Source organism: Bacteroides sp. ET71 (assembly GCF_023336905.1).
Lineage (GTDB): Bacteria > Bacteroidota > Bacteroidia > Bacteroidales > Bacteroidaceae > Bacteroides.
Window position 1 is genome coordinate 16,546 of the sequence record NZ_JAMBLS010000005.1, and the last position, 23,707, is coordinate 40,252.

Sequence of the window (23,707 nt, forward strand, 5' to 3'; positions counted from 1 at the left end):
TCCTCCGCAAAGAATGCTTATTTTTGTAAGTAGAGAACTATTTTTAATTGATTGTATGTTATGAAATTGAGAAACACTTCAGCTTATTTGTTTTCCGGCTTGGTGCTGGCAGCCTGTTCTGGTGCTGGCTACCAGTTGACCGATGATGGTATGGGAGTGGTTGTGAGCGTTGACCAGGCACAACCGACAGAGGTACGTAAAGTTCGTGTAGAAGTGATGGGAGAAAAATTGTTCCATGTCTCGGCTACACCGGAGAGAAAATTCTCAGAATCTCCAAGCCTTATTGTTGTTCCGCAAAAGCAGAAGACTGACTTCAAGATCAATGAAAAGGAGGATGAGATTGTTGTGGAAACGTCGCAAGTGTCTGCCGTTGTGTCCCGCACAACAGGGCAGGTGCGTTTCTTCGATGCCCAAGGTAATCTGATTCTGGCAGAGGATAGCCGTACGTTCCGGCCAATTGAGGTAGAAGGAACTAAGGCTTATTCTGTACATCAAACTTTCCTGTCTGCCGACGAGAGCGAAGGATGGTATGGACTTGGACAGCATCAGGCAGATGAATTCAATTACAAGGGAAAGAACGAGGAACTTTTCCAGTATAATACGAAGGTATCTGTGCCTTTCATCGTATCAACCAAGAATTATGGTGTATTGTGGGACAGTTATTCGTTGTGCCGTTTCGGTGATTCCCGTGATTATTCACAGTTGGGCGATGTATTCAAGTTGTATGACAACTCCGGGAAGGAGGGCGCTTTGACAGGGACTTATGTGCCTGATGCCAAATCGGGTGTAGAGACGTTGGTACGCCGTGAAGATTCTCTGTATTTTGAGCATCTGGTGCGTGGCGATTTGAATCATGTCGTTAATTTGCCCAAGGATTTCCCTTTCATGGGGTCGCATGTCACCTACGAGGGGGAGATAGAGCCATCGGAGAGTGGGCTATTCCGTTTCATTCTGTATTATGCCGGTTATACAAAAGTTTATATAGACAATGAATTGGTGGTGCCTGAGCGTTGGCGTACAGCGTGGAATCCGAACAGTTATAAGTTCGCTGTTCAGTTGGAGGCAGGCAAACGTGTTCCCATTAAGATTGATTGGCAACCGGATGGAGGAGTTTCTTATTGTGGGCTTCGTGTGTTGACACCTGTCCCGGAGGATGAGCAGAATAAATTGTCCTGGTGGGGCGAAATGCAGGATGAGATAGACTATTACTTTGTTTATGGCAAAGACATGGATGACGTGGTCAGTGGTTATCGTACGCTGACAGGGAAGTCGCAGATTATGCCGAAATGGGCGATGGGTTATTGGCAGAGTCGTGAGAAATATAATACGCAGGAAGAAGTGCTTTCTACTTTGAAAGAGTTCCGTGAGCGTCGGATTCCTATCGATAACATTGTCATTGACTGGTTGCATTGGGAACAGGACAAATGGGGCAGCCATGAGTTTGACAGAAAGCGTTTTCCTGACCCGCAGGGCATGGTCGATTCCATACATGCCATGAACGGGCGTTTGATGATTTCCGTATGGCCTAAGTTCTATACAAGCACTGAACATTTCAAGGAGTTTGCCGACCGGGGATGGATGTACATGCAATCTGTCAAGGACAGTCTGAAAGATTGGGTAGGTCCCGGTTATACGTATGGCTTCTATGATGCTTATCAACCGGAAGCCCGCAAGTTGTTCTGGAAGCAGATGTATGAGCATTATTACCCGTTGGGCATCGATGCCTGGTGGATGGATGCCAGCGAACCCAATGTGCGTGACTGCACCGACTTGCAGTATCGTAAGGATTTGTGCGGTCCTACTTACCTGGGACCTTCGGCGCAGTTCTTTAATGCATACGCTTTGATGAATGCCGAGGCCATCTACGACGGGCAGCGCGGGGTAGACCCCAACCGTCGGGTATTCTTGTTGACTCGGTCGGGTTTTGCCGGCTTGCAGCGTTATTCCACGGCTACGTGGAGTGGCGACATTGCCACGCGCTGGGAAGACATGAAAGCCCAGATTTCTGCCGGATTGAACTTTGCTGTCAGTGGTATTCCGTATTGGACGATGGATATCGGAGGCTTCTGCGTGGAGAACCGTTATGTGGCCGGACAGCAGGAGTTTAACCGGACGGGACGTGAGAATGCCGACTACAAGGAGTGGCGCGAGCTGAACGCCCGCTGGTATCAGTTTGGTGCCTTCTGCCCCTTGTTCCGTGCACACGGCCAGTATCCTTACCGCGAAGTGTGGAACATTGCTCCGGAGGGCCATCCTGCCTACCGTTCCATTGTTTACTATACGAAGCTGCGATACAACCTGATGCCTTACATTTACTCGTTGGCCGGCATGACTTATTTCAAGGATTACACCATCATGCGCCCGCTGGTGATGGACTTCACGGCCGACCGCCAGACTTATGATGTGGGCGACCAGTTCATGTTCGGTCCCGCCCTGATGGTGGCGCCTGTCTACGAGTACGGGGCTCGGAAGCGCGACGTCTACTTCCCCGCCGGTTGCGGATGGTATGACTTCTATACCGGCCGACACACTGACGGCGGGCAGCGTCTGGCTGTGGATGCACCCTATGAACGCATCCCGCTCTACGTACGCGAAGGAGCCATCATCCCTTACGGCCCTGATATGCAGTACAGCGATGAGAAACCGGCCGATGTCATCACCCTTTACGTCTACACCGGGCAGGACGGAGCGTTTACGCTTTACGAAGACGAGGGAACGAATTACAATTACGAGAAAGGCCAGTATGCTCTTATCCCCTTTGCCTATGACGAAGCCAAGGGAGAGCTGACCTTGGGCGAACGTCGGGGCGGATACCCGGGCATGTTGCAGGAACGTACTTTCAACATCGTCAAGGTCACCCCGGAACGGGCACGTCCTTTTGACCTCGGTGCACGGGGAATTGTCATAAAGTATGACGGCCGCAAGCAGACGGTCAAGCTCTGAATGCCTCTTCTTCTCAGCCCTTGTCGCAAGACATTCTGAGGGGAAGTGCTCAAAGGATATACCTTTCTTGGGCAAAGGTATATCCTTTCCTAGAGAGATATCCGGCCTTTGTCCGGAACAAGCTTGTGTGATGTAAATAAAGATGATTATGAAACAACTGATTTTACTCTTTTCGATATGCCTGCTGGCACTTCTTCCTGCTGCCTGTACCTCGTCTTCACCTGACCACGGGACAGATGGCCGCCGCATTGATTTTACGGCCGACTGGACTTTCTGTCTGACGGATGACACGGCCGCCGCCCAACCGACCTATGACGATTCCCGTTGGCGCCGCCTGAATCTGCCTCATGACTGGGCTGTGGAAGGCGATTTCAGCCAAGACAATCCCTCGGGTACCGGGGGCGGAGCCTTGCCGGGTGGTGTAGGGTGGTACCGCAAAGTCTTTACATTGGATAAGTCCGACCGAGGCAAATGCGTCTACATCGACTTCGACGGGGTTTACATGAACTCCACCGTCTACATCAACGGCCACCGTCTCGGCACGCGTCCTTACGGCTACATCTCTTTCCGTTACGACCTGACCCCCTATCTCGATTGGGAAGGACGCAACGTCTTGGCCGTGTGTGTGGATAACTCCGAGCAACCCAACTCCCGCTGGTATTCCGGTTGCGGCATCTACCGCAACGTCTGGCTCGTCAAGCTTCATCCCTTGCACGTGGCCCACTGGGGGACGTACGCGACGGCAGATCCCGTTACCAAGGACGAGGCACGTCTGAACGTGCGGACCACCATTGAAAACGCCTCGGCCGACGCAACTTCCTTCGGACTCCGCACCGAACTGCTGGACGAACAAGGCAAGGTCGTGGCCGAAACACTTCTTCCGGCACTGACCGTTGCTCCGGAAACTTCCATCGACACCTTGCAGCAGATGGACATCACGGCCCCTGAACTGTGGAGCATAGAACGGCCCTACCTCTACCAAGTGCGCACCACGCTTCTGGCCGATGGCCGGGCGGTAGATACCTATATGACACCTTTCGGTTTCCGTTCTTTCCGTTTCGACCCGCAGAAGGGCTTCATCCTCAACGGCCGCCGCGTGAAGATAAACGGTGTCTGCCTGCACCACGACCTGGGCTGCCTGGGTGCGGCCGTCAACGTCCGGGCCATCCAGCGCCAACTGGAGATTCTCAAAGAAATGGGCTGCAACGGCATACGTTGCTCGCACAATCCGCCTGCGCCCGAACTGCTGGACTTGTGCGACCGCATGGGCTTCATCGTCATGGACGAAGCTTTCGACATGTGGCGGAAGAAAAAGACCTCGCACGACTATGCACGCTACTTCAACGAATGGCACGAACGCGACCTGACCGACCAGGTGATGCGCGACCGCAACCATCCCTCAGTCTTCATCTGGAGCATCGGCAACGAAGTGCTGGAGCAATGGAGCGATGCCAAGGCTGACACCCTCAGTCTGGCCGAAGCCAATCTGGTCCTGAATTTCGGGCACAGTGCCGACATGTTGGCAAAAGAAGGGAAGGAGTTGTCCGTCAATTCCCTGCTGACCAGGAAACTGGCCGATATGACCCGTGCACTCGACCCGACAAGGCCCGTCACTGCCGGCTGTAACGAACCCAATCCCGGCAACCACCTGTTCCGTTCAGGAGCGTTGGACATCATCGGTTTCAATTACCATGACGACTGGTTTGCCGGCGTGCCGCAGAACTTTCCGGGCAAGCCTTTCATCGTCACCGAGAGCGTCTCCGGCCTCATGACCCGTGGCTACTATCGCATGCCTTCCGACTCGATGTTCATCTGGCCCACCCGTTGGGACATACCTTTCCACGATGAGTCCTTTTCCTGTTCGTCCTACGACAACTGTCACGTCCCCTGGGGCAACAGTCACGAGGGCACCTTGCGCCATGTGAAGAACAACGACTTCATCGCCGGGCAGTACATTTGGACGGGCTTCGACTATCTGGGCGAGCCTACGCCTTATGGTTGGCCTGCCCGCAGTTCTTATTTCGGCATTGTCGATTTGGCCGGTTTCCCCAAAGACATTTATTATATGTATCAGAGTGAGTGGCGGCCGAACAAGGACGTGCTTCATCTCTTCCCCCATTGGAACTGGCAGGAAGGCCAGGACGTAGACCTCTGGGCTTATTACAACAACGCCGACGAGGTAGAGCTTTTTGTCAACGGCAAGTCTCAAGGATTGCGCCGCAAGGGTAAGGACGATTTCCATGTCTCCTGGCGTGTTGCCTTCGAACCTGGCACCGTGCGGGTCGTTTCCCGTCGTGGGGGACAGGTCGTGGCCGAACAGGAAATCCGTACGGCTGGCGAACCGGCCCGGATTCGCCTGACTCCCGACAGGACTGCCATCCGGTGCGACGGCCGGGACTTGTGCTTCGTCACTGTCGAGATTGTGGACCGGGAGGGCAACCTTTGTCCGTGGGCCGACAACGATGTCACCTTCGACGTACAAGGTGCGGGGTTCATTGCGGGGGTCGACAACGGCAGCCCCATCTCCTTGGAACGCTTCAAGGACAATCACCGCAAGGCTTTTTACGGTAAATGCCTCGTGGTCGTCCAAAACAACGGAGAAGACGGCCCCATCCGTCTGACGGCTACGGCCGATGGTTTGCAGGAAGCAGACATGGAGGTGCAGGCCGACTGACCCTGGACGTGCACCCGTCCAAGAGCGAATGATTGTTAATGGAATTACTTAATTGTATACTAACGTTAAAACGAAAAAGCAATGAAGAACAAGCTCTTAACCGCTTTTGCCTGTGCCGCCTTGTGCACCGCAGGTAGCTTGTCGGCCCAGACGCCGATATATTTGGATGACAGTCAGCCCATCGAGGCCCGCGTGCAAGACGCTCTCGGCCGCCTGACGCTGGAAGAGAAAGTCGCCCTGTGTCACGCCTACGGCAAGTTTGCCAGCGCCGGCGTGCCCCGTCTGGGCATCCCCGAGTTATGGTGGAGCGACGGCCCCCACGGCGTCCGTGCCGAAATCAACTGGAACGACTGGGGCTACTCCAACCAGACCAACGACAGCACCACAGCCTTCCCCGCACTGACCTGTCTGGCTGCCACGTGGAATCCCGAAATGTCCGCTAAGTACGGAAAAGCCATTGGCGAAGAGGCCGTTTACCGCGGGAAAGACGTTCTGCTGGGTCCCGGGGTCAACATCTACCGCACCCCGCTCAACGGCCGTAACTTCGAGTACATGGGCGAAGACCCTTACCTGGCCAGCGTGATGTGCGTGCCCTACATCCAGGAGGTGCAGAAGAACGGCGTGGCCGTCAGCGTGAAACATTATGCCTTGAACAATCAGGAACTCTGGCGCGACCACATCGACGTCTATGCCAGCGACCGTGCGCTGTACGAAATCTACCTTCCCGCCTTCAAAGCAGCGGTGCAGAAGGGCGGTGCCTGGACTGTCATGGGAGCCTACAATAAGTTCCGGGGCCAGCACTGCTGCCACAACGAGCTTCTGCTGAACAAGATACTGAAAGGCGACTGGGGCTTCGACGGCGTGGTCGTGACCGACTGGGGCGGTGCGCACGACACTTACGAGGCTGCCGTCAACGGCCTGGACGTCGAGATGGGTTCGTACACCAACGGCCTGACTTCAGAGAGTGAGTTCGGTTACAATGACTATTACCTGGCCGACCCCTACCTGAAGATGCTGAAAGAAGGTAAGGTGCCCCTGTCGACCGTCGACGAGAAGGTCACCCGCATCCTGCGCCTTGTCTTCCGCACAGCCATGAACCGGCAGAAGCCATACGGCTCGCTCTGCACCGACGAACACTATGCCGTGGCTCGTGAGATAGGTGATGAAGGCATTGTCCTCTTAAAGAACGACCCCGTGACGAAGAAAGGCAACCCCTTGCTGCCTATCGACGCGTCGAAATACGAACGCATCCTCGTGGTGGGCGACAATGCCGTGCGGCTGCTCAACGAAGGCGGCGGTTCGTCCGAGCTGAAGGTGAAAGACATGGTTTCTCCCCTTGACGGGTTGCGCGAACTCTACGGTGACAAGGTGCAGTATGCGCATGGCTACCTGGCCGGCCGTCCCATGTACGGACAGGTAGAAGAAGTGCCGCAGGCGGTGGTCGACTCGTTGCGCGACGAGGCTGTGGCGATGGCACGCGAGGCTGACCTCGTCATCCTCGTGGGCGGTCTGAACAAGAACCACCACCAGGACTGCGAGGGAGGAGACCGCATCGACTTTGGTTTGCCTTTCGGCCAAGATGAACTGATAGAGGCCTTGCAGGCTGTCAACCCGAACCTGGTGCTGGTGCTGCTCACCGGCAATGCGGTGGATATGCCGTGGCTGGACAAGGTGCCTGCCATCGTGCAGGGATGGTACCTGGGTTCGATGGGTGGCAAGTCGCTGGCCGATGTCTTGGGAGGCGCCGTCTGCCCCAGCGGGAAGTTGCCTTTCTCTTTCCCGAAGAAGCTGACCGATTGCCCGGCACACGCCTTCGACTCGATGGCCTATCCCGGCGACAGCATTAAGGAAGAGTACAAGGAAGACATTCTGGTGGGCTATCGTTGGTATGACACGAAAGAGATTCCCGCTCTCTTCCCCTTCGGCTATGGCTTGAGCTATACTTCTTTTGAGTACGGAAAGCCTGTCATTTCTGCCAAGAAGATGGAGGCCGACGGCACGCTGACCCTTTCCGTGGCGGTGAAGAACACGGGCAGCGTGGCCGGCAAGGAAATCGTGCAGCTCTACGTGGGCGACGAAAAGTGCAGCCTGCTCCGTCCGCAAAAGGAACTGAAGCATTTCGACAAAATCTTGCTGCAGCCCGGCGAAGAGAAGACGGTGACTTTCACCATCACGCCCGACGACCTGAAGTTCTACGACGACCGTGTCGGCCGGTGGGTGGCCGAGCCGGGCAAGTTCAAACTCTACGTGGGTGCTTCGTCTACCGACATTCGTGGCACGGCGACCTTCGAGCTGTTGTAGCCAGCGGTTGCAGCATCTGCCGTTTTGAGCAAGGGAAAGGAGGAAGCGCCGCAAGCGTTTCTTCCTTCCGGACAAGAGCGTCCTTTCTTCCGAACACGAAGCCGGCTTCTTTCGGACAAGGACGCTTTTCCTTTCGGGGGTGGAAATCCTTCCGTTTCCGGCGGGTCTTGTTCAGAGAGGCAGATGCTGTTCTTCCCATCCGCCGGTGAACCATTTCCGGTGTTTTTTGTTTTTTCTGAGGATGTGCCTGTGTGCGTCCGCTATTTTGAAGTCTAACCATTTTGCGTATGAAACCTTTCTTGACCCTATTGTCTTTTTGCCTGTCAGTTTCTCTTGCGGCAGTGGCCGATGTCCCTGCCGATACGTGCAACCACCGTTTGTGGTACACAACCCCCGCCCGCATTTGGGAGGAAACCTTGCCCCTGGGCAACGGCCGTCTGGGCATGATGCCCGACGGCGGCATCAGCCACGAACACATCGTCCTCAACGAGATTTCCCTGTGGAGCGGTTCGGAGGCTGACTACCGCAACCCCGACGCCGCCCGGAGCCTGCCGCAGATTCGCCAACTGCTCTTCGAAGGCAAGAACCTCGAGGCGCAGGAACTGATGTACAGCAGCTTCGTGCCCAAGAAGCAGGAGACCGATGGGCGCTATGGCTCGTACCAGGTGTTGGGCAATCTCGACCTGCGTTTCCGCTATGCCGGTGCAGACACGGTGGCGGAGGCTTATGTGCGCGAGCTGTCTCTGCGCGACGGCGTGGCACGCACGTCCTTCACCCGGGGCGGCGTGCGTTATGAGCGCACCTACTTCGTCTCCCGCCAGCCGGACGTGATGTTCATCCGCCTCGTGGCCGACCGTCCGGGCGCGCTTTCCTTCTCCGCTGCGCTGGGTCGGCAGGAACGTTGTTCGCTGGCCGTCGAGGACGATGCCTTGGTGATGACCGGCCAACTGGACAGCGGCAATCCCGATAAAGCGGGCATGAAATACCGCGTGGCCATGCGCCTGATTGCCAAGGACGGTCGGACGGAAGCCTCAACCGAAGGGCTCTCGCTGGAAGGCGGCACGGAAGCCTGCCTGCTGATTTCGGCCACAACTTCCTTTGCCGCGGCGGGCACGGACTTCCCCGGCGAACGCTACGAGGCCGAGTGCGACAAGCTGTTGGAGCAGGCTGCGCGGTTGGCAAAGATGCCTTTGGCTATAACCGATAGATTTTATCTTTTGGGGCGGCATCGCCAGTCGGAGCGAGACAGCCTTTCCGCCCGTCCCAAGCTGCTCGATATACTGAACTCGTTCGACTTGGGTGAGAATCTCCTGTTCATGCACCTCGTTACGTGCCAGGATCTGTACGACCGCGTCTCCCTCTCCCTGCCCGCTTCGCCCGACGACGCCTTACCCACGGACGAACGCCTGCTGCGGTTCAAGGAGAACCCCTCGCCCGGTCTGGCCGCGCTTTACTATAACTATGGCCGTTACTTGCTCATTAGCAGCACGCGCCCCGGCTCCTTGCCGCCCAACCTGCAAGGCCTGTGGGCCAACACGCTGTGGACGCCTTGGAACGGCGACTACCACACCAACATCAACATCCAGATGAACTATTGGCCGCTGGAGCAGGCGGGACTGTCCGACCTCTTCCCCCCGCTAGTCACGCTCGTTGAGCGTCTCCTCCCTTCGGGCGAAGAAACCGCCCGGGCGTTCTATGGCGACGAGGCACGCGGCTGGGTGCTGCACATGATGACCAACGTCTGGAACTACACCGCGCCCGGCGAGCATCCGTCGTGGGGCGCCACGAACACGGGCGGCGCCTGGCTCTGTGCGCACTTGTGGGACCATTACCTCTACACGCAGGACGTGGACTACCTGAAGCGTATCTATCCCATACTGAAGGGGGCGGCCGAGTTCTTCCTCTCCACCACCGTGCACGAACCCGGGCACGGCTGGCTGGTGACGGCGCCCACCTCGTCGCCCGAGAACTCCTTCTACCTGCCGGGCGACAGTACGCATCCCGTCAGCGTCTGCATGGGGCCGACGATGGACGTGCAGTTGCTCACCGAACTGTACACCAACGTGGCGGCCGCAGCCCGCATCTTGCGCCGGGACAGGGCGTTCGCCGCCCGTCTGGAGAAGGACATGAAGCAGTTCCCGCCCATGCAAATCAGCGAGCGCGGTTACTTGCAGGAATGGTTGGAGGATTACCGCGAGACCGACGTACATCACCGCCACGTCTCTCACCTTTACGGCTTGCATCCCGGTAACCAGATTTCTCCCTCGCGTACGCCCGAACTGGCCGAAGCTTGCCGTGTCACCCTGAACCGTCGGGGCGATGAGGCCACCGGCTGGAGCCGGGCGTGGAAGATGAACTTCTGGGCGCGCCTGGGCGATGGGAATCGGGCATGGAAGCTATTCCGTAGTCTTCTGCAGCCGGCAGTCGACCCGGCCAGCGGCCAACACGGGAGCGGCACGTTCCCCAACCTGTTCTGTTCACACCCGCCTTTCCAGATAGACGGAAACTTCGGGGGCACGGCCGGCATTGGCGAAATGCTGTTGCAGAGCCACGAAGGCTTCATACACCTGCTTCCTGCCCTGCCTGACTGCTGGCGGGAAGGCAGCTTCCGGGGCTTGCGCGTAAGGGGAGGGGCTGCCGTAGACCTGGATTGGGCAGACGGGAAAGCACGGTCGGTCACGATTCATGCCCTCCGGCCGGGCACGTTCCGGGTGAAGATTCCTGCCGGAGCCGTGTCTGCCGAGGTGAACGGCCGGGCTTGGGACATGACGCGTGCCGGCTCGATGATAGAGTTGGACTTGTCGGAAAGGCAGTTTGTCAGCATCAGCTTCTCTTATTGAAAACAACACAGGCTCGGACTGCACAGACAGTGTGCGCCGAGCCTGTTCTCGTATTCCTTTCTGCTCATTCGATGGTGATGTCCTCAATCGGCTGTGCCTTGGCTTTGTCCATGGGTACGGCGCGATAGGAGACACGGGCGAAGTCAATCCTGTTCAGGTCGATGCTGCGGATGCGGCTGTTATACATGGTGCGGAAGTAAATGATTCCACCGGCAGCGTCTGTCGCCGAAGTCCACTGCGTGGCGCTGGGGATGTCGGCCGGTACCTTGCCCCCGGCAAATTCGATGCCCACAGGGATGTCGAAATTGTTTAGTATCTGGAATCCCTGCAATACGGCCTTTTCGGCAGTGTCTTGCTGCGGAGCCGTAGCCTGGTAGAAAGCCGCGCGGACAAAGCGCGAAGGCGGTGTCACGTCGCCGGGGATGCCCAGGAATCCGCTGCCGGCGCCAAACTGCTTCAGCTCCGCACTGCCCAGTTGCTGGGCCGGGGCAGGGCCGGGGTAGAGGTTGACGTAGTTGTTCAGGTTGGTCAGGTGCCAGGGCAGGTCGGGCGAGTTGGTCAGCACGCCCAGCGGGTTGTCGTAGAAACGCAGTTCCCCGCCGTCGACAATCTCCAGCACCACTTGGCGGCCCGTCTTGTCGACAAAGCGCCAGTGTACGGTCGAGGCACGCGGGTCTATCTGCACCACATGAACCTGCCTCACGGCCTCTTTCACTTCGTCAATCGTGGCACATTCGCCCAGCAACCATGCCACCAGTTGCAGGTCGGCGATGGTAGACGCCTTTTTCTCCGGTGCATAAGCCTCGTATTGGCCATACGCAGGAAAGTAGAACAGTCCGGCAGATAACCCGGCTTCGTTCAGCCCTTCGGCCACGAATTGTTCCTGTTCCACGGACAGCCCGATGTAACCATAGCGGGCCGTAAAGTTCATGCCGTCCGTTTGTCCGCCGGGCAACAGCGATTGTTGCCGGTAGCCGCGCGGCACGACGACGTACTGGCTGTTCAGGTCGCTGCCGCCCCATTCGATGGTGCGTGCCACGACGGTATGCCCGTCTTTGCTTTTCAGGGTGATGCCGGTGCAGGCGTCAGCCGGTAGAGCGGCTGCGCCCGACAGGGCGGCTGCCAGTAGTGTGATGGATAATGTCTTTCTCATAAATAAAATGAATAAAGGGGGTGATAAATCTGAGATATACTACTTATTAACCGCTGGCAGGCTGATATTGTTCATTTCCCCTTTTAATACTCCAGCTCTTGGCTTCCTTGGCGTACGATGACGGGTTCGTCGCCCGTGCAGTCCACTACCGTCGAGCCGTCCAGTCCTCCGATGCCTCCGTCTATCACCAAGTCGACCTGTTCGCCGTACTTCTCGTTGATAAGTTCCGGGTCGGTGCTGTATTCCGGGTCGTCTTCTTCGTCGTGGGGCAGGGTAGTGGTCATGATGGGCGCGTCCAGCAGCCGTGCTATCTCCCGTATGATAGGATTGTCGGGCATGCGGATTCCGACTTCGCGCCGGTTCCGGAAGATTTTGGGCAGTCGCGTCGTGCCGTTCAGAATAAAGGTGAACGGGCCTGGCAGGTTCCGCTTCATCAGTTTGAAGGTGTTGTTGTCTACCTTGGCGTATTCGCTTATGGCGGCCAGGTCGTAACAGATAATCGAAAGGTTGTTCTTCTTCGGGTCAATGCCTTTCAGGCGGCAGATGCGCTCGATGGCTCGTTCCTTCAGGCCGTGGCAGCCGATGGCGTACATCGTGTCGGTGGGGTAGATGAGGAGGCCGCCGTCGTTCAGCGTGTCGACGACGCGCTGCAAATCCTCGGGGTCATTGTTCTTGTCGTAGAGTTTCAGTAGCATGAGTGTGAGAAGATTGAGGTTTCATGGGCAAAGGTAGTTATAAAAAACAAAAGGTGGACGCGATTCGGGCAGATAAAACTTATGTTTCCTTCCGCAGCTCCTTCTCCAGCTTCTTAATCTTGGTCCATGCTTCCTTGAACTTGGGGCAAAGGGTCACCGCTTTCTCGTAGTTGCGCATCGCCGCGTCTTTCATGCCCAGGTCGAGACATTCGTCGCCCATCTGTATGTACTCGCGGGCGTACTTCACCAGGGCTTTCTCCTTCTCCACGGCTTCTTGGCGCAGGCGCATGTTGTCTTGGCGCAGGCGGTTGATAACGTTGAGCTTGCGCCGGATGAGGCGTTGGGCGGCGGGCTGTTCGATGTCGTAGCGCGAATGGATGGCTTTGAAGAACTCCGTCAGGAAGGTGTCGAAGTCCCCTTGGTCGAAAGCGCGGGCAGCCGCAGCATATTGGATGTCGGCCTGTGCCTGTTTCAGAGCGCGGTCGATGGCTTGCGGGTTGTTGAAGCGGCGGGCGAACTGCGTGATTTCCGGCCGCACGAACACGTCTGCCCGGCGGATGGGCTGGCGCAGTTGCAGCCCTTCGAGCGAGGTGCATCGGCTCAGGGCCACGTAGGTCTGTCCGCCGGCAAAGACGCCGCCTGTCAGGTCGACCACGGCGCGGCTGAAGGTCAGCCCCTGGCTCTTATGGATGGTTATGGCCCAAGCCAGGCGGACGGGATATTGCGTGAAGGTGCCCAGCACTTCTTCTTCTATTTCCCGCTTCTCTTCGTTGTACCGGTAGCGGATGTTTCGCCACGACTCGGGCCGCACGTCACATTCGTGGCCGTCGTCGGTGATGACGTACAGCACGTCGTCCGTCAGGCTGAAGCCGCTCACCACGCCTATGGTCCCGTTGACCCAGCGGCGCTCGGGGTCGTTCTTCACGAAGATGATTTGCGCCCCCGGCTTCAGTTCCAGGTCGCGTGTCGTGGGAAGGCTGCTCTCGGGAAAGTCGCCCTCCACCCGTCCGGGGAAAGTGACCGGGTCGCCCGGCAGTGCCTCCAGCTTGCGCTCGTTGATGTAGTCTACGGTGTCGCGCCGCGTGGCCAGGGTGATGTACATGTCCGCCTCGCTGTCTTCGATACGGGCATCGCAGCGGGCGTTCAGCACGCGCAGGTCGTCGTCGCCCAGGGCAGCGTTGCGGATGTGGTCGAGCACGCTGACGAAGGCCGGGTCGCTCTGGCGGTAGACCTTCTGGAGTTCGATGGACACCAGGTCGATTTGGTTGAACACCCGTGCCGAAAAGAAGAAAGGGGTGGGGTAGAAGCGGTTCAATATCTCGCGTTCGTCGGCCTTCAGCACCGGTTCCAATTGGTAGACGTCTCCCACGAGCAAGAGCTGTTTGCCGCCAAAGGGTTGGCGCAGGTTGTGCGAGTAGACGCGCAGAATGCGGTCTACGGCGTCGATGATGTCGGCCCGCACCATGGAAATCTCGTCGATGATGACCAGCTCCAGCTCTTCCAGCAGCTTGCGGTGCTGCTTGGTGTAGCGCAGGAACTGGTGGATGCGTCCGCGCTGCAGGCTCAGGTTGGGGTCGTCGGGCAGCAGTGGGTGGAAAGGCAGGCGGAAGAAGCTGTGCAGCGTGCTGCCTCCGGCGTTGATGGCGGCGATGCCGGTCGGGGCCAGCACGACGTGCTTCTTCCGGACATTGTCGCAGATATAACGCAGGAAGGTCGACTTGCCCGTGCCGGCCTTGCCTGTCAAGAAGAGGGACTGCCGGGTGTACTTGACGAGCTCCAGCGCCTGGCGGAACTCGCGGTTGCTGGTGTCGGGCTGGAATTTCATGCCAGGTCGAAGTGTTGCAAGGCCTTGGCCAGACCGTCGTTGTCTACGGTGTCCGTCACGTAGTCGGCTGCTGCCTGTACGGTGGGGTTGGCATTGCCCATGGCGACGCCGATGCCTGCGTGGCGCAGCATGGGGATGTCATTGCCCCCGTCGCCGATGGCCAGGGTCTCGTCCACCGCGATGCCGAAGCGACGGCACACCTGGTCGATGCCCCGCTGCTTGGTGTTGCCCAGGGCGGTGATGTCGGCAAAGGCGGGGTGCCAGCGTCCTATCTCGCAATGGGGCAGGTGCGGGCGCAGCTCAGCCTCCTGTGTCTCGACGATGAAGGGCGTCATCTGGAACACCTCGCGGCCGCGCAAGGCTTCGTCGGGCGCCACCTCGGGGATGGGGGCGGCGTGCAGGTAGTCGTAGAAGATGCTGCGCACCCGCTGGTCGGCATGGCAGACGCAGATGTCGTGCTCGCCCACCACGACGCAGGGGACAGACCGCTCCGTGCAGTAGCTGAGCAGCGTGTGCGCTTCGCCGGCGGGGATGGCGCTTTTGTAGATGACTTCGTCGCCGACGAAGCAATAGCCGCCGTTCATGGTGACGTAGCCGTCGATGAGGCCGCGCTCTTGCAACGCTCCCAGGTTGTTGATGAGTATGCGGGGGCGTCCCGTGGCAATGAATACTTTCGAGCCGCGTCCGCGTGCCGTGGCGATGGCCCTGACGGCGGATTCGGGAATCTCGTGGGTCTGGAAGCTGACCAGCGTCCCGTCGATGTCTAAAAAGATGGCTTTTACCATAATCGTTTTCTTGTTTGTCGGTGAAGATGGGCGGAAGCCACACAAGGGCGTTGCTTCTTGGGGGCACGGGGCGCGCTTCTTCCGAACGCGGGGCCTGCCCGTTCCGGACACGGGGCCGACCGCTTCCGGAGGGGGTGTGGCGGCGGCTTGTGGTGGCGTCCGGAGTGCCTTTCGCCCGGTGTATATTTTGGGTACAAAAGTACGAAATCTCCCGCTAATTTCGTACTTTTGCGGCCAATATTGAAAAATCGATGTATACGCATGAGAAAGAAGAAGCATACGTTTCGTGAGTGGATGATAGCCGTCAGGCCGTGGTCGTTTCCTGCCTCGGCCATGCCGGTGGTGGTGACGTTGGGCTATCTGTTTGCCTCGGGGACAGAGATGAATTGGGCCAACGGGTTGTGGGCCTTGGTGAATATTGTCGTGTTTCATGCCGCAGGCAACACGTGGAGCGATTACTTCGATTACAAACGCCGGGTGGATGCTGAAGACACTTACGGCGTGCATACGCTGACCACCGGTATGTTTTCGCCGCGCGAAATCTACCGTCTTTCCCTTATCCTCTTGTCCGTCGCGCTGGTGGCCGGCGTGGGGTTGCTGCTGCGCACCGGTTGGCCGTTGCTGCTCATCGGTTTCGGCGGACTGCTCTGTTCGTTGCTTTATCCCTACCTGAAATACCGGGCGTGCGGCGACTACGTCATCTTCGTGGCCTATGCCCTGCTGCCTACGCTGGGCACGGCCTACGCGGCCACGCGCCACGTAGACTGGAGGGTGCTGCTGCTGGCGGTGCCCATCGGGCTGATAACCGTCGCCATTTTGCACTGTAACAATACGCGAGACATACAGACCGACAGCCGCGCGCACATCCGTACCCTGGCCATGAACCTGGGCGGACGGGCGTCGGTGTGGCTCTATTGTTTCGAGGTGCTGTTCCCCTTCTTGTGGATTAGCGGGTGCGCCCTGGCGGGTGTGTTGCCCCTGTGGACGTTGCTGGCCTGGCTTGCCTTTGTTCCTGCCTGCATGAATGTCCGTGTGGTCATCAGCTACTTCCGCGGCGGGGCCACGGCCATTGCTAACCTGGACGAAGCCACGGCCAAGCTGCAACTGCTGTTCAGCCTGGTGCTGACCGTGGCCTTTGTCGTTGTTGGATTGTCTGCCTCATGAAGCGGCTCGTCTTCACCCTGCTGCTGGCCCTGGTGCTGTGGACGGTGATGTTCTCGCCGTGGACGGCTCCGCACGTCCCCTTCTGGTGGACGATGGCTGGTTCGGCCCTGACGCTCTGCATCCTGTCCACCTGTTTCAACCCTGGCTGGTGGCGGCAGCTACGTTGGTCGGCTTCGAACGTTGTGCTGGGCGTGCTCGTCGCCGTTGGCCTCTGGCTGGTGTTTTGGACGGGCGACAAGGTGTCTGCCTGGCTTTTCGACTTCGCCCGGCCGCAGGTCGATGCCATCTACGGGATGAAGTCCGGCTGGTCGCCGTGGGTGCTTAGTGTGCTGATGCTCCTTCTGATTGGTCCGGCCGAGGAAATCTTCTGGCGCGGCTACGTGCAACGCACCCTTTCCCTGCGCTGGGGTGCCAATGCGGGCTTTGCGGTCTCCACCCTCTGCTACGCCCTGGTTCATGCGGGGTCGTGCAACTTCATGCTCGTGATGGCGGCGTTGGTGGCAGGCGTGATGTGGGGCGGCCTCTACCGCTTCTTCCCCGAGCGCTTCGCGGCCATCATCCTGTCCCATGCCCTGTGGGACGTAGCCGTGTTCATCTGGTTCCCGATTTAGCAAACTACCTTATACTCTCCGATTATGACATACGACTTTGACGAACTGCTCGAGCGCCGAGGCACCGATTCGGTGAAGTGGGACGGCGTGCGTGATGTGTGGGGACGCGATGACCTGCTGCCCCTGTGGGTGGCCGACATGGACTTCCGCACTCCTCCCTTTGTGATGGAGGCCCTGAAGCGGCAGCTCTCGGGCGGTGTCCTGGGCTATACACGCCCCTGTGCCGACTGGGCGCCCGCCATCTGCGACTGGCTTCTTCACCGTCACGGCTGGCAGGTGGAGACCGGGTGGATTAGCTTCGTGCCCGGCATTGTGCGGGCGCAGGCTTTGGCCCTGTTGTGCTTCACCCGCCCGGGCGACCGCGTGGCGGTGATGAACCCCGTCTACCATCCCTTCTTCCTGGTGACGCAACGGCTGGAGCGCGAGGTGGTCTTCTCGCCTCTGGTGCTGCGCGACGGCCACTACCACATCGACTATGCCCGTCTGGAACAAGACCTCGACGGGTGCCGCGTGCTCATCCTCTGCAATCCCCATAATCCCGGTGGCCGTGTCTGGACGGAAGACGAGCTGCGCCGCGTGGCCGACATCTGCCATCGCCGGGGCGTGATGGTCTTGTCCGACGAGATACACGCCGACCTTACCCTGCCCGGCTATCGCCATCATCCGTTTGCCACCGTGTCGCCCCGGGCTGCCGCCATCAGCCTGACGTTTATGGCGCCCAGCAAAGCCTTTAACATGCCGGGGCTGGCATCCTCTTACGCCATTGCCGTCGACCCGAGCATCCGCCGCCGTTTCCAGACGTTCCTGGAGGCGGGCGAGTTCGGAGAGGGACACATGCTGGCCTACGTGGGTTGTGCCGCCGCCTACCGCGAGGGCGAGGAGTGGCTCGGGCAACTGCTGGACTACATACAGGGCAACATCGACTTTACGGAACAGTTCTTGAAAGAGCGCATCCCCGCTATCGGCATGATACGCCCGCAGGCCTCCTACCTCATCTTCCTGGATTGCCGCCGTCTCGGCCTGCCGCAACCCGAACTGGTGAACCTCTTTGTCGACAAGGCGCACTTGGCGTTGAACGACGGCACGATGTTCGGACGCGGAGGGGAAGGCTTCATGCGCCTCAACGTGGGCTGCCCTCGCTCGGTGCTCCGCCGGGCGTTGGAGCAGTTGGAAGAGGCCGTTTCTCACCTATAACGACGAAGCCGATGCGTCTCCTGCTGCTGATAGCCTGTTGCCTGCTGATGGCCGCCTGTCACCGCCCGACGGACGACCTCGCCTTGCTGCGCCGCGCCGATGCCCTTTGGCAGACGGATGCCGACAGCACCGCCGCCCTCTTGGCGCAAGTGAGGCGTCCCGAACTCCTGCCCCGCGAGGAGCTGTTGCGCTATGGTTGGCTGAGGGCATACGTGCATCAGGCAAACTACACGTCCATGACCGAGGACTCTTTGGTGCTCCCCGCCTTCGACTACTTCACGGCGCAAAGCGACACCGCCCGCCTGCTGACCTCTTATCTGTTGAAGGCCGCCTACCTGCATGCCCGCGACCGTCACGCCGGGGAACTGGCCGTGCTGGACAGCGGCAGCGTGCGGGCCCTGGCCTTGGGCGACAGCATTTGGGCGGGCGACTACCAGGCGGAGAAGGGCGAGTGCTATGTCTATACTTATAAAGACTATCGCCGGGGCGCCGATTCCTACCGCGCGGCCTTGCGTTTGCGCGACACCGCCGACAACCACTTCTCGCTGGGCATCTGCCTGGGCTTGCTGAAGGCCGACTCGGCCCTATGGCACACCGACCTCAGCGTGCAGATGGCCATGCAGCGCGGCGACACCGCCCGTGCCCTCCACTACCTGCGCAACTACGCCCAGATGATGGTTTACGTCGCGTCCGACTACCGCGCGGCCATCCGCCAGTTCCATCGCCTGATGGCCCTGACCGACCGGGCAGACGTGCTGGACATCTCCTGCTGCACGCTGAGCGAGTGCTTCTTGAAGCTGGGGCTTCTGGACTCTGCCCAGTATTATTTGGACAAAGGACGTGAGTATTACCGCCGCGAAGGGCGCAAGTTCGTCACGGCCGAGAACCAGCTGGGCTACCTGCAAGGCCTCATCACCTACACCCGCACCGGCGCCTTCGACTACCTCGACCTGATGCGCTACAACGACTCCGTGGGCAACGCCCTCTACGCCCTGCGCGGCACCATCCGCCAGAAAGACCATACGCACGACGACCTCTCTGCCGCCAACCTGCGCCTGCTGGTGGACCGCCAACGGATGCAGCTCTGGCTGCTGGGCGCGCTGCTGCTCCTGCTGCTCACGGGCGGGGCGGCCTTCTACTACCTGCGCCGTCGCCGTGCCCGTCTTGTCGAAGCCGAAGAGCGCATCGAGACGCTCGACCGCCTGCTGGCCGAAGCATCTGCCGCCGCGCCTGTCCCGGCCTCTGTCCCTGCCGACGACGACCACCTGCTGCGCCGCACCCTCCTGCAACAGTTGGGGCTGATTCGCCTCGTGGCTGGGCAGCCCACGGCGCAGAACCAGGACTTGCTCCGCCGCTTCTCCACCCTGCCGCATCCGGGCGTGGACGGCGAGGGATTGCTGGTGTGGGACGACCTCTATCCCCTCATCGACCGCCTGTACGACGGCTTCCACGCCCGGCTCGTCGCCCGCTTCGGCACGCTGCTCTCCGACAAGGAACAACAACTCTGTTGCCTGCTCCGCGCCGACTTCACGACGAAGGAAATCAGCGTCCTCACCGCCCAAAGCGTCCCCACCATCTACCAGCGCAAGACCACCATCCGCAAGAAACTCGGCATGGACGAGAAGGGGGACATCATCGGCTTCCTGAACGCATAACCTTGCCGTTTCCGCCGGTGGGGGTGTGCACCCTTAGGCGGGTGGGGGTACGTACCCTTAGGGAGTGTCGTTAATGGCAAACTGTACAGTCTCACATCGGATGAACGGCAGGTAACTTAATTCCCCTCCTCCCCGGAGGAGGGGTGCCCGCAGGGCGGGGTGGTAGTGGCAGACAAGCCCATATTTTTAAGTATACTACTATCGCTACCGCCTCCCTCTATGAGTACTCCTCCTCCCCGGAGGAGGAGAATTAAGTTACCACGGTATAGACGTCATATAGCTTCCGCCCCCTTCGATATAGAATGACAGCGATGGAAGGGCTTGATTATCAGCCTTCCCCTTCGGTGTGATATAGACTTTTTAATCGTGCATATAGACCGTTTGAGAGGCGTTTCCGGCCTAACTTTGCAGGCAAAGAAACTCAAACAGATACTTGATATGAAACGATTCATTCTCTCTTTGCTGTGCCTCCTCCTGCTGGCGGGCACGGGCGCCTTCGCCCAACAAACTTTCTCGGGACAGGTGGTCGACGAACACCGTCAGCCCTTCCCCTATGTCAATGTCGTGCTTCTCTCCCCGTCCGACTCCGCCTTCGTGGCCGGTACGGTGAGCGGCGACGACGGACGCTTCTCGCTACGGGCCCCGGCAGCAGGCTTGTTGCTGCGTGTCTCCTTCGTCGGATACACCACTATATATAAGGTAGCAGACCGCCCGGACCTGGGCACTCTGACGCTGCTGCCCGACGCGCAGATGCTGGACGGGGTGACCGTCCGTGCCAACCTGCCCAAAGTGCGGCTGAAAGGCGACGCCCAAGTGACCACCGTGCAGGGCAGTGTGCTGGAAAAGGCCGGCACAGGCAATGACCTGCTGGACAAACTGCCCGGCGTCTCGGCGGACGAAGGCACGGTGAATGTCTTTGGCAGCGGGCAGGCGGAAGTCTATATCAACGGCCGCAAGATGCGTGACCCTTCGGAGCTGGACCAACTTTCGTCGGACAACATCAAGAGCGTGGAGGTCGTGCGCAACCCCGGCGCCCGCTACGATGCCTCGGTGCAGGCCGTGGTGCGCATCTACACCTGCAAGCCCCAAGGGGAAGGTTTCGGCTTCAACAACCGCTTCTACACCAGCTACCAATACGGGTGGAGCGTGCTCGACCAACTGAACATGAACTACCGTCGCGGGGGCTTCGACCTCGGCGCCATGCTTTTCGCCTCGGACAGTCACGACGAGGACAACAAGGGGCTGGTACAGGAGACGTTCCTCGACTACGATTGGCGGCAGGAGAGCACGATAAACAGCCGCGCCCACAAGCAGAACCTGTCGGCAAGCCTCTCCGCGAACTACCAGTTTAACGACCGCCACTCCGCCGGACTCCGTTATGACTTCGACCGCACGCCCAAGGATAAGTGGGACATTCTTCCCCTGCCCACCATCGTCTATCGCGACGGCGAACCCTGCGAAACCAGCCTCAGCAGTGGCTGGGAGAATCGCCTGAACACTTCCCATGCCGTGAACGTCTACTACAACGGCCGCGCTGCCGACTGGTCCATCGACTTCAACGCCGACGGCTATTGGACGGACTCGAAGACCCCGCAAGACATGCTGGAGCAAGTCACCTCGGCCACCGGCACCACCGAGCAGCCGGTCACCAACCGCACCGTCAGAAGCAGCCGCCTCTATGCCGCGAAGCTCATCGCGAGCCATCCCTTGTGGGAAGGGAATCTCTCCTTCGGCGGCGAATATACGTACAGCCACACCGAGAACAGCTACGTCAACGCCGAAGGCATCCTCCGCAACGACGACAGCCGCATCCGCGAGAACGCCTGGTCGGCCTTCCTGGAGTATGCCAGAAGTTTTGGCCCCTTGCAGGCACAGGTGGGCGTGCGTTACGAGCACCTCGTCTCCGATTATTACGAACAAGGCCGCCGCATCGCTGGCCAGAGCCGTACGTACGACAACGTCTTCCCTTCCGTCTCCTTGGCCCTGCCCGTGGGCGACGTGCAGTTGCAGCTTTCCTATGTCGGCAGCATCAACCGCCCCGACTATTGGCTGCTCCGTAACAGTGTCACCTATATCAACCGTTATACCTACGAGAGCGGCAACCCCGTGCTGAAGCCCTCGCTGATGCACCGCCTGTCCCTCAACGCTTCGTACCGCTGGGTCTACCTGAACTTGCGCTACCTGCACGTGCGGGACGGCTTCCTCTATCACAGCGGCACGTATAGCGAAGAGTCCCCCGCCATCAGCCTCGTCCAATACGTTAACACCACCGATGCCGACCGTTTCTACGCCACCCTCACCCTGGCTCCCACCATCGGCCTTTGGTCGCCCCAGTTCACCTCCATGCTGTCCAAGCAATGGTTCTACGTCGATACGCCCCGGGGGCGCGAGAACTTCGGCCGTCCCGTAGGTTCCTTCCGGTGGGACAATAACTTCCGCCTGCCTGCCGGCTTCCAACTGGACGTGGATTTCTGGGCCGAGACGCGCGGCCATGACGAGAGCTATCGCGTGCTCCGTCCCTCTTGGTACATGGATGCCTCCTTCTATAAAGGCTTCCTCAACGACCGCCTCAGCCTCCAGCTTCGGGCGACCGACCTCTTCAACTCCAGCCGTGCCCCGCTGACCCTGTACAGCGGCAACCGCCTGATGACCATCGACCAGGAGACACGCCGCCGCGTCAGTCTTACCCTGCGCTATAAGTTCAACGCCGCCAAGAGCAAGTACAAGGGCACCGGTGCGGGACAGGAGCAGCGCAGCCGCATGTAGCGACAGCCTCCGGCGATGCTTCTGTATGTTATGCAGCATATATCGGTGAAATATTGCCTCCGAAGTATGGCTACATTCTTTTTTTCTCACTACTTTTGTGCTATCAATTTAATATCACTTTACTTGTATAGTTATGGAAACGAAAGAGACTAACTTCAGAGGCTTCCGCCTGAACGGGTTCGGGATGCTTTTCCTTCATTTAGTTGTGTTTACGGCCTTCATTGTGGCCTGTTTTTGGATGGGTGGCACGTGCCTCTATGTCTTGGGCGGCGTGTGCATTTTGTGTTGGCTGATTCTGCTGGCGGGCTACATGCAGTTGGAGCCGAATGAAGCGCGTGCAATGGTGTTCTTCGGACGCTACAAGGGCACGTTCAAGGAGACGGGTTTCTACTGGGTGAATCCGTTCTACGACAAAAAGAAGCTGTCCCTCCGCGCCAGGAATCTGGACGTGGAGCCTATCAAGGTGAACGACAAGGTAGGTAACCCGATACTCATCGGTCTGGTGCTGGTGTGGAAACTGAAGGACACGTACAAGGCGATGTTCGAAATCGATTCGCAGACGATGGCTGCGGCTTCCGTCCCCGCCGGCAACGGCAAGGAAGTGAGCATTAACGCCGGCAACACCGTGGCCGGACGGATGAATGCCTTCGAGAACTTCGTGCGTGTGCAGAGCGACGCTGCCTTGCGCCAGGTGGCCGGGCAGTATGCCTACGATGACAACGAGGGCGAGGCCGGTGAATTGACCCTCCGCTCGGGTGGCGAGGAGATTAACGAACAGTTGGAGCAGAAACTGAACGAACGCCTCGTCATGGCCGGCCTGGAGGTGGTGGAGGCCCGCATCAACTACCTGGCCTATGCGCCCGAGATTGCCGCCGTCATGCTCCGCCGCCAGCAGGCATCGGCCATCATCGGCGCCCGCGAGAAGATTGTGGAAGGCGCCGTGTCCATGGTACACATGGCGCTGGAGAAGCTGGAGAAAGACAACATAGTAGAGCTGGACGAGGACAAGAAGGCGGCGATGGTGAGCAACCTGCTCGTGGTGCTCTGTGCCGACGAGTCCGCCCAGCCGGTGCTGAATACAGGAACCCTTAACCATTGACC

General features: G+C 59.0%; 14 protein-coding genes. 10 read left to right on the forward strand and 4 right to left on the reverse strand.

Annotation, left to right across the window (positions count from 1 at the left end; translation table 11 throughout):
• The first annotated feature begins 60 nt into the window (after positions 1-60).
• From M3090_RS04535 to M3090_RS04550, 4 genes are all read left to right on the forward strand, one after another.
• Complete coding sequence (locus M3090_RS04535) at positions 61-2,943, forward strand: TIM-barrel domain-containing protein (RefSeq protein ID WP_249054207.1); 2,883 nt, start codon at positions 61-63, stop codon at positions 2,941-2,943.
• A 148-nt stretch (positions 2,944-3,091) separates the two neighbouring features.
• Positions 3,092-5,617, forward strand: coding sequence for a glycoside hydrolase family 2 TIM barrel-domain containing protein (locus M3090_RS04540; protein ID WP_249054208.1), 2,526 nt, complete (start codon positions 3,092-3,094; stop codon positions 5,615-5,617).
• Between the two features lie 81 nt (positions 5,618-5,698).
• Complete coding sequence (locus M3090_RS04545; protein ID WP_249054209.1) at positions 5,699-7,918, forward strand: glycoside hydrolase family 3 C-terminal domain-containing protein; 2,220 nt, start codon at positions 5,699-5,701, stop codon at positions 7,916-7,918.
• 287 nt (positions 7,919-8,205) lie between these two features.
• The gene (locus M3090_RS04550; protein WP_249054210.1) at positions 8,206-10,758 is read left to right on the forward strand and encodes a glycosyl hydrolase family 95 catalytic domain-containing protein; all 2,553 of its coding nucleotides are present in this window, start codon (positions 8,206-8,208) and stop codon (positions 10,756-10,758) included.
• Between the two features lie 64 nt (positions 10,759-10,822).
• On the opposite strand, the gene M3090_RS04555 is transcribed toward M3090_RS04550, so the two are convergent.
• From M3090_RS04555 to M3090_RS04570, 4 genes are all read right to left on the reverse strand, one after another.
• Positions 10,823-11,911 carry a linear amide C-N hydrolase gene (locus M3090_RS04555; RefSeq protein ID WP_249054211.1) on the reverse strand — a complete coding sequence of 363 codons (1,089 nt, stop codon included), beginning with the start codon at positions 11,909-11,911 and terminating at the stop codon, positions 10,823-10,825.
• Between the two features lie 83 nt (positions 11,912-11,994).
• Positions 11,995-12,606 carry an L-threonylcarbamoyladenylate synthase gene (locus tag M3090_RS04560; protein ID WP_249054212.1) on the reverse strand — a complete coding sequence of 204 codons (612 nt, stop codon included), beginning with the start codon at positions 12,604-12,606 and terminating at the stop codon, positions 11,995-11,997.
• Positions 12,607-12,685: 79 nt separating this feature from the next.
• Positions 12,686-14,431 carry an ATP-dependent RecD-like DNA helicase gene (locus tag M3090_RS04565; RefSeq protein ID WP_249054213.1) on the reverse strand — a complete coding sequence of 582 codons (1,746 nt, stop codon included), beginning with the start codon at positions 14,429-14,431 and terminating at the stop codon, positions 12,686-12,688.
• The gene (locus M3090_RS04570; protein WP_249054214.1) at positions 14,428-15,216 is read right to left on the reverse strand and encodes a Cof-type HAD-IIB family hydrolase; all 789 of its coding nucleotides are present in this window, start codon (positions 15,214-15,216) and stop codon (positions 14,428-14,430) included. The genes M3090_RS04565 and M3090_RS04570 overlap by 4 nt, the downstream gene beginning before the upstream one ends.
• A 261-nt stretch (positions 15,217-15,477) precedes the next feature.
• Here M3090_RS04570 and M3090_RS04575 point away from each other — a divergent pair, with 261 nt between their 5' ends.
• From M3090_RS04575 to M3090_RS04600, 6 genes are all read left to right on the forward strand, one after another.
• Positions 15,478-16,380, forward strand: a complete 903-nt coding sequence (locus M3090_RS04575; protein ID WP_249054215.1) for a prenyltransferase — start codon at positions 15,478-15,480, stop codon at positions 16,378-16,380.
• Positions 16,377-16,991, forward strand: coding sequence for a CPBP family intramembrane glutamic endopeptidase (locus tag M3090_RS04580; RefSeq protein ID WP_249054216.1), 615 nt, complete (start codon positions 16,377-16,379; stop codon positions 16,989-16,991). The genes M3090_RS04575 and M3090_RS04580 overlap by 4 nt, the downstream gene beginning before the upstream one ends.
• A 24-nt stretch (positions 16,992-17,015) precedes the next feature.
• A complete protein-coding gene (locus M3090_RS04585; protein WP_249054217.1) occupies positions 17,016-18,185 on the forward strand; it encodes a MalY/PatB family protein in 1,170 nt (389 codons plus the stop codon).
• A gap of 11 nt (positions 18,186-18,196) precedes the next feature.
• Positions 18,197-19,840: a hypothetical protein gene (locus M3090_RS04590; RefSeq protein ID WP_249054218.1), complete on the forward strand. Its 1,644-nt coding sequence runs from the start codon at positions 18,197-18,199 to the stop codon at positions 19,838-19,840.
• A 438-nt stretch (positions 19,841-20,278) separates the two neighbouring features.
• Complete coding sequence (locus tag M3090_RS04595; protein WP_249054219.1) at positions 20,279-22,606, forward strand: outer membrane beta-barrel protein; 2,328 nt, start codon at positions 20,279-20,281, stop codon at positions 22,604-22,606.
• A gap of 133 nt (positions 22,607-22,739) precedes the next feature.
• On the forward strand, positions 22,740-23,705 hold the full coding sequence (locus M3090_RS04600; protein WP_249054220.1) for an SPFH domain-containing protein: 966 nt from the start codon (positions 22,740-22,742) through the stop codon (positions 23,703-23,705).
• The last annotated feature ends 2 nt before the right edge of the window (positions 23,706-23,707 follow it).

What these genes read in the sequence shown, in the direction of transcription:
- M3090_RS04540 (WP_249054208.1), top strand. Translation starts at nt 3,092, where the DNA reads ATGAAACAACTGATTTTACTCTTTTCGATATGCCTGCTGGCACTTCTT.
- M3090_RS04585 (WP_249054217.1), top strand. Translation starts at nt 17,016, where the DNA reads ATGACATACGACTTTGACGAACTGCTCGAGCGCCGAGGCACCGATTCG.
- M3090_RS04600 (WP_249054220.1), top strand. Translation starts at nt 22,740, where the DNA reads ATGGAAACGAAAGAGACTAACTTCAGAGGCTTCCGCCTGAACGGGTTC.
- M3090_RS04555 (WP_249054211.1), bottom strand. Translation starts at nt 11,911, where the DNA reads ATGAGAAAGACATTATCCATCACACTACTGGCAGCCGCCCTGTCGGGC.
- M3090_RS04550 (WP_249054210.1), top strand. Translation starts at nt 8,206, where the DNA reads ATGAAACCTTTCTTGACCCTATTGTCTTTTTGCCTGTCAGTTTCTCTT.
- M3090_RS04570 (WP_249054214.1), bottom strand. Translation starts at nt 15,216, where the DNA reads ATGGTAAAAGCCATCTTTTTAGACATCGACGGGACGCTGGTCAGCTTC.
- M3090_RS04595 (WP_249054219.1), top strand. Translation starts at nt 20,279, where the DNA reads ATGAAACGATTCATTCTCTCTTTGCTGTGCCTCCTCCTGCTGGCGGGC.
- M3090_RS04580 (WP_249054216.1), top strand. Translation starts at nt 16,377, where the DNA reads ATGAAGCGGCTCGTCTTCACCCTGCTGCTGGCCCTGGTGCTGTGGACG.
- M3090_RS04535 (WP_249054207.1), top strand. Translation starts at nt 61, where the DNA reads ATGAAATTGAGAAACACTTCAGCTTATTTGTTTTCCGGCTTGGTGCTG.
- M3090_RS04590 (WP_249054218.1), top strand. Translation starts at nt 18,197, where the DNA reads ATGCGTCTCCTGCTGCTGATAGCCTGTTGCCTGCTGATGGCCGCCTGT.
- M3090_RS04545 (WP_249054209.1), top strand. Translation starts at nt 5,699, where the DNA reads ATGAAGAACAAGCTCTTAACCGCTTTTGCCTGTGCCGCCTTGTGCACC.
- M3090_RS04575 (WP_249054215.1), top strand. Translation starts at nt 15,478, where the DNA reads ATGAGAAAGAAGAAGCATACGTTTCGTGAGTGGATGATAGCCGTCAGG.
- M3090_RS04565 (WP_249054213.1), bottom strand. Translation starts at nt 14,431, where the DNA reads ATGAAATTCCAGCCCGACACCAGCAACCGCGAGTTCCGCCAGGCGCTG.
- M3090_RS04560 (WP_249054212.1), bottom strand. Translation starts at nt 12,606, where the DNA reads ATGCTACTGAAACTCTACGACAAGAACAATGACCCCGAGGATTTGCAG.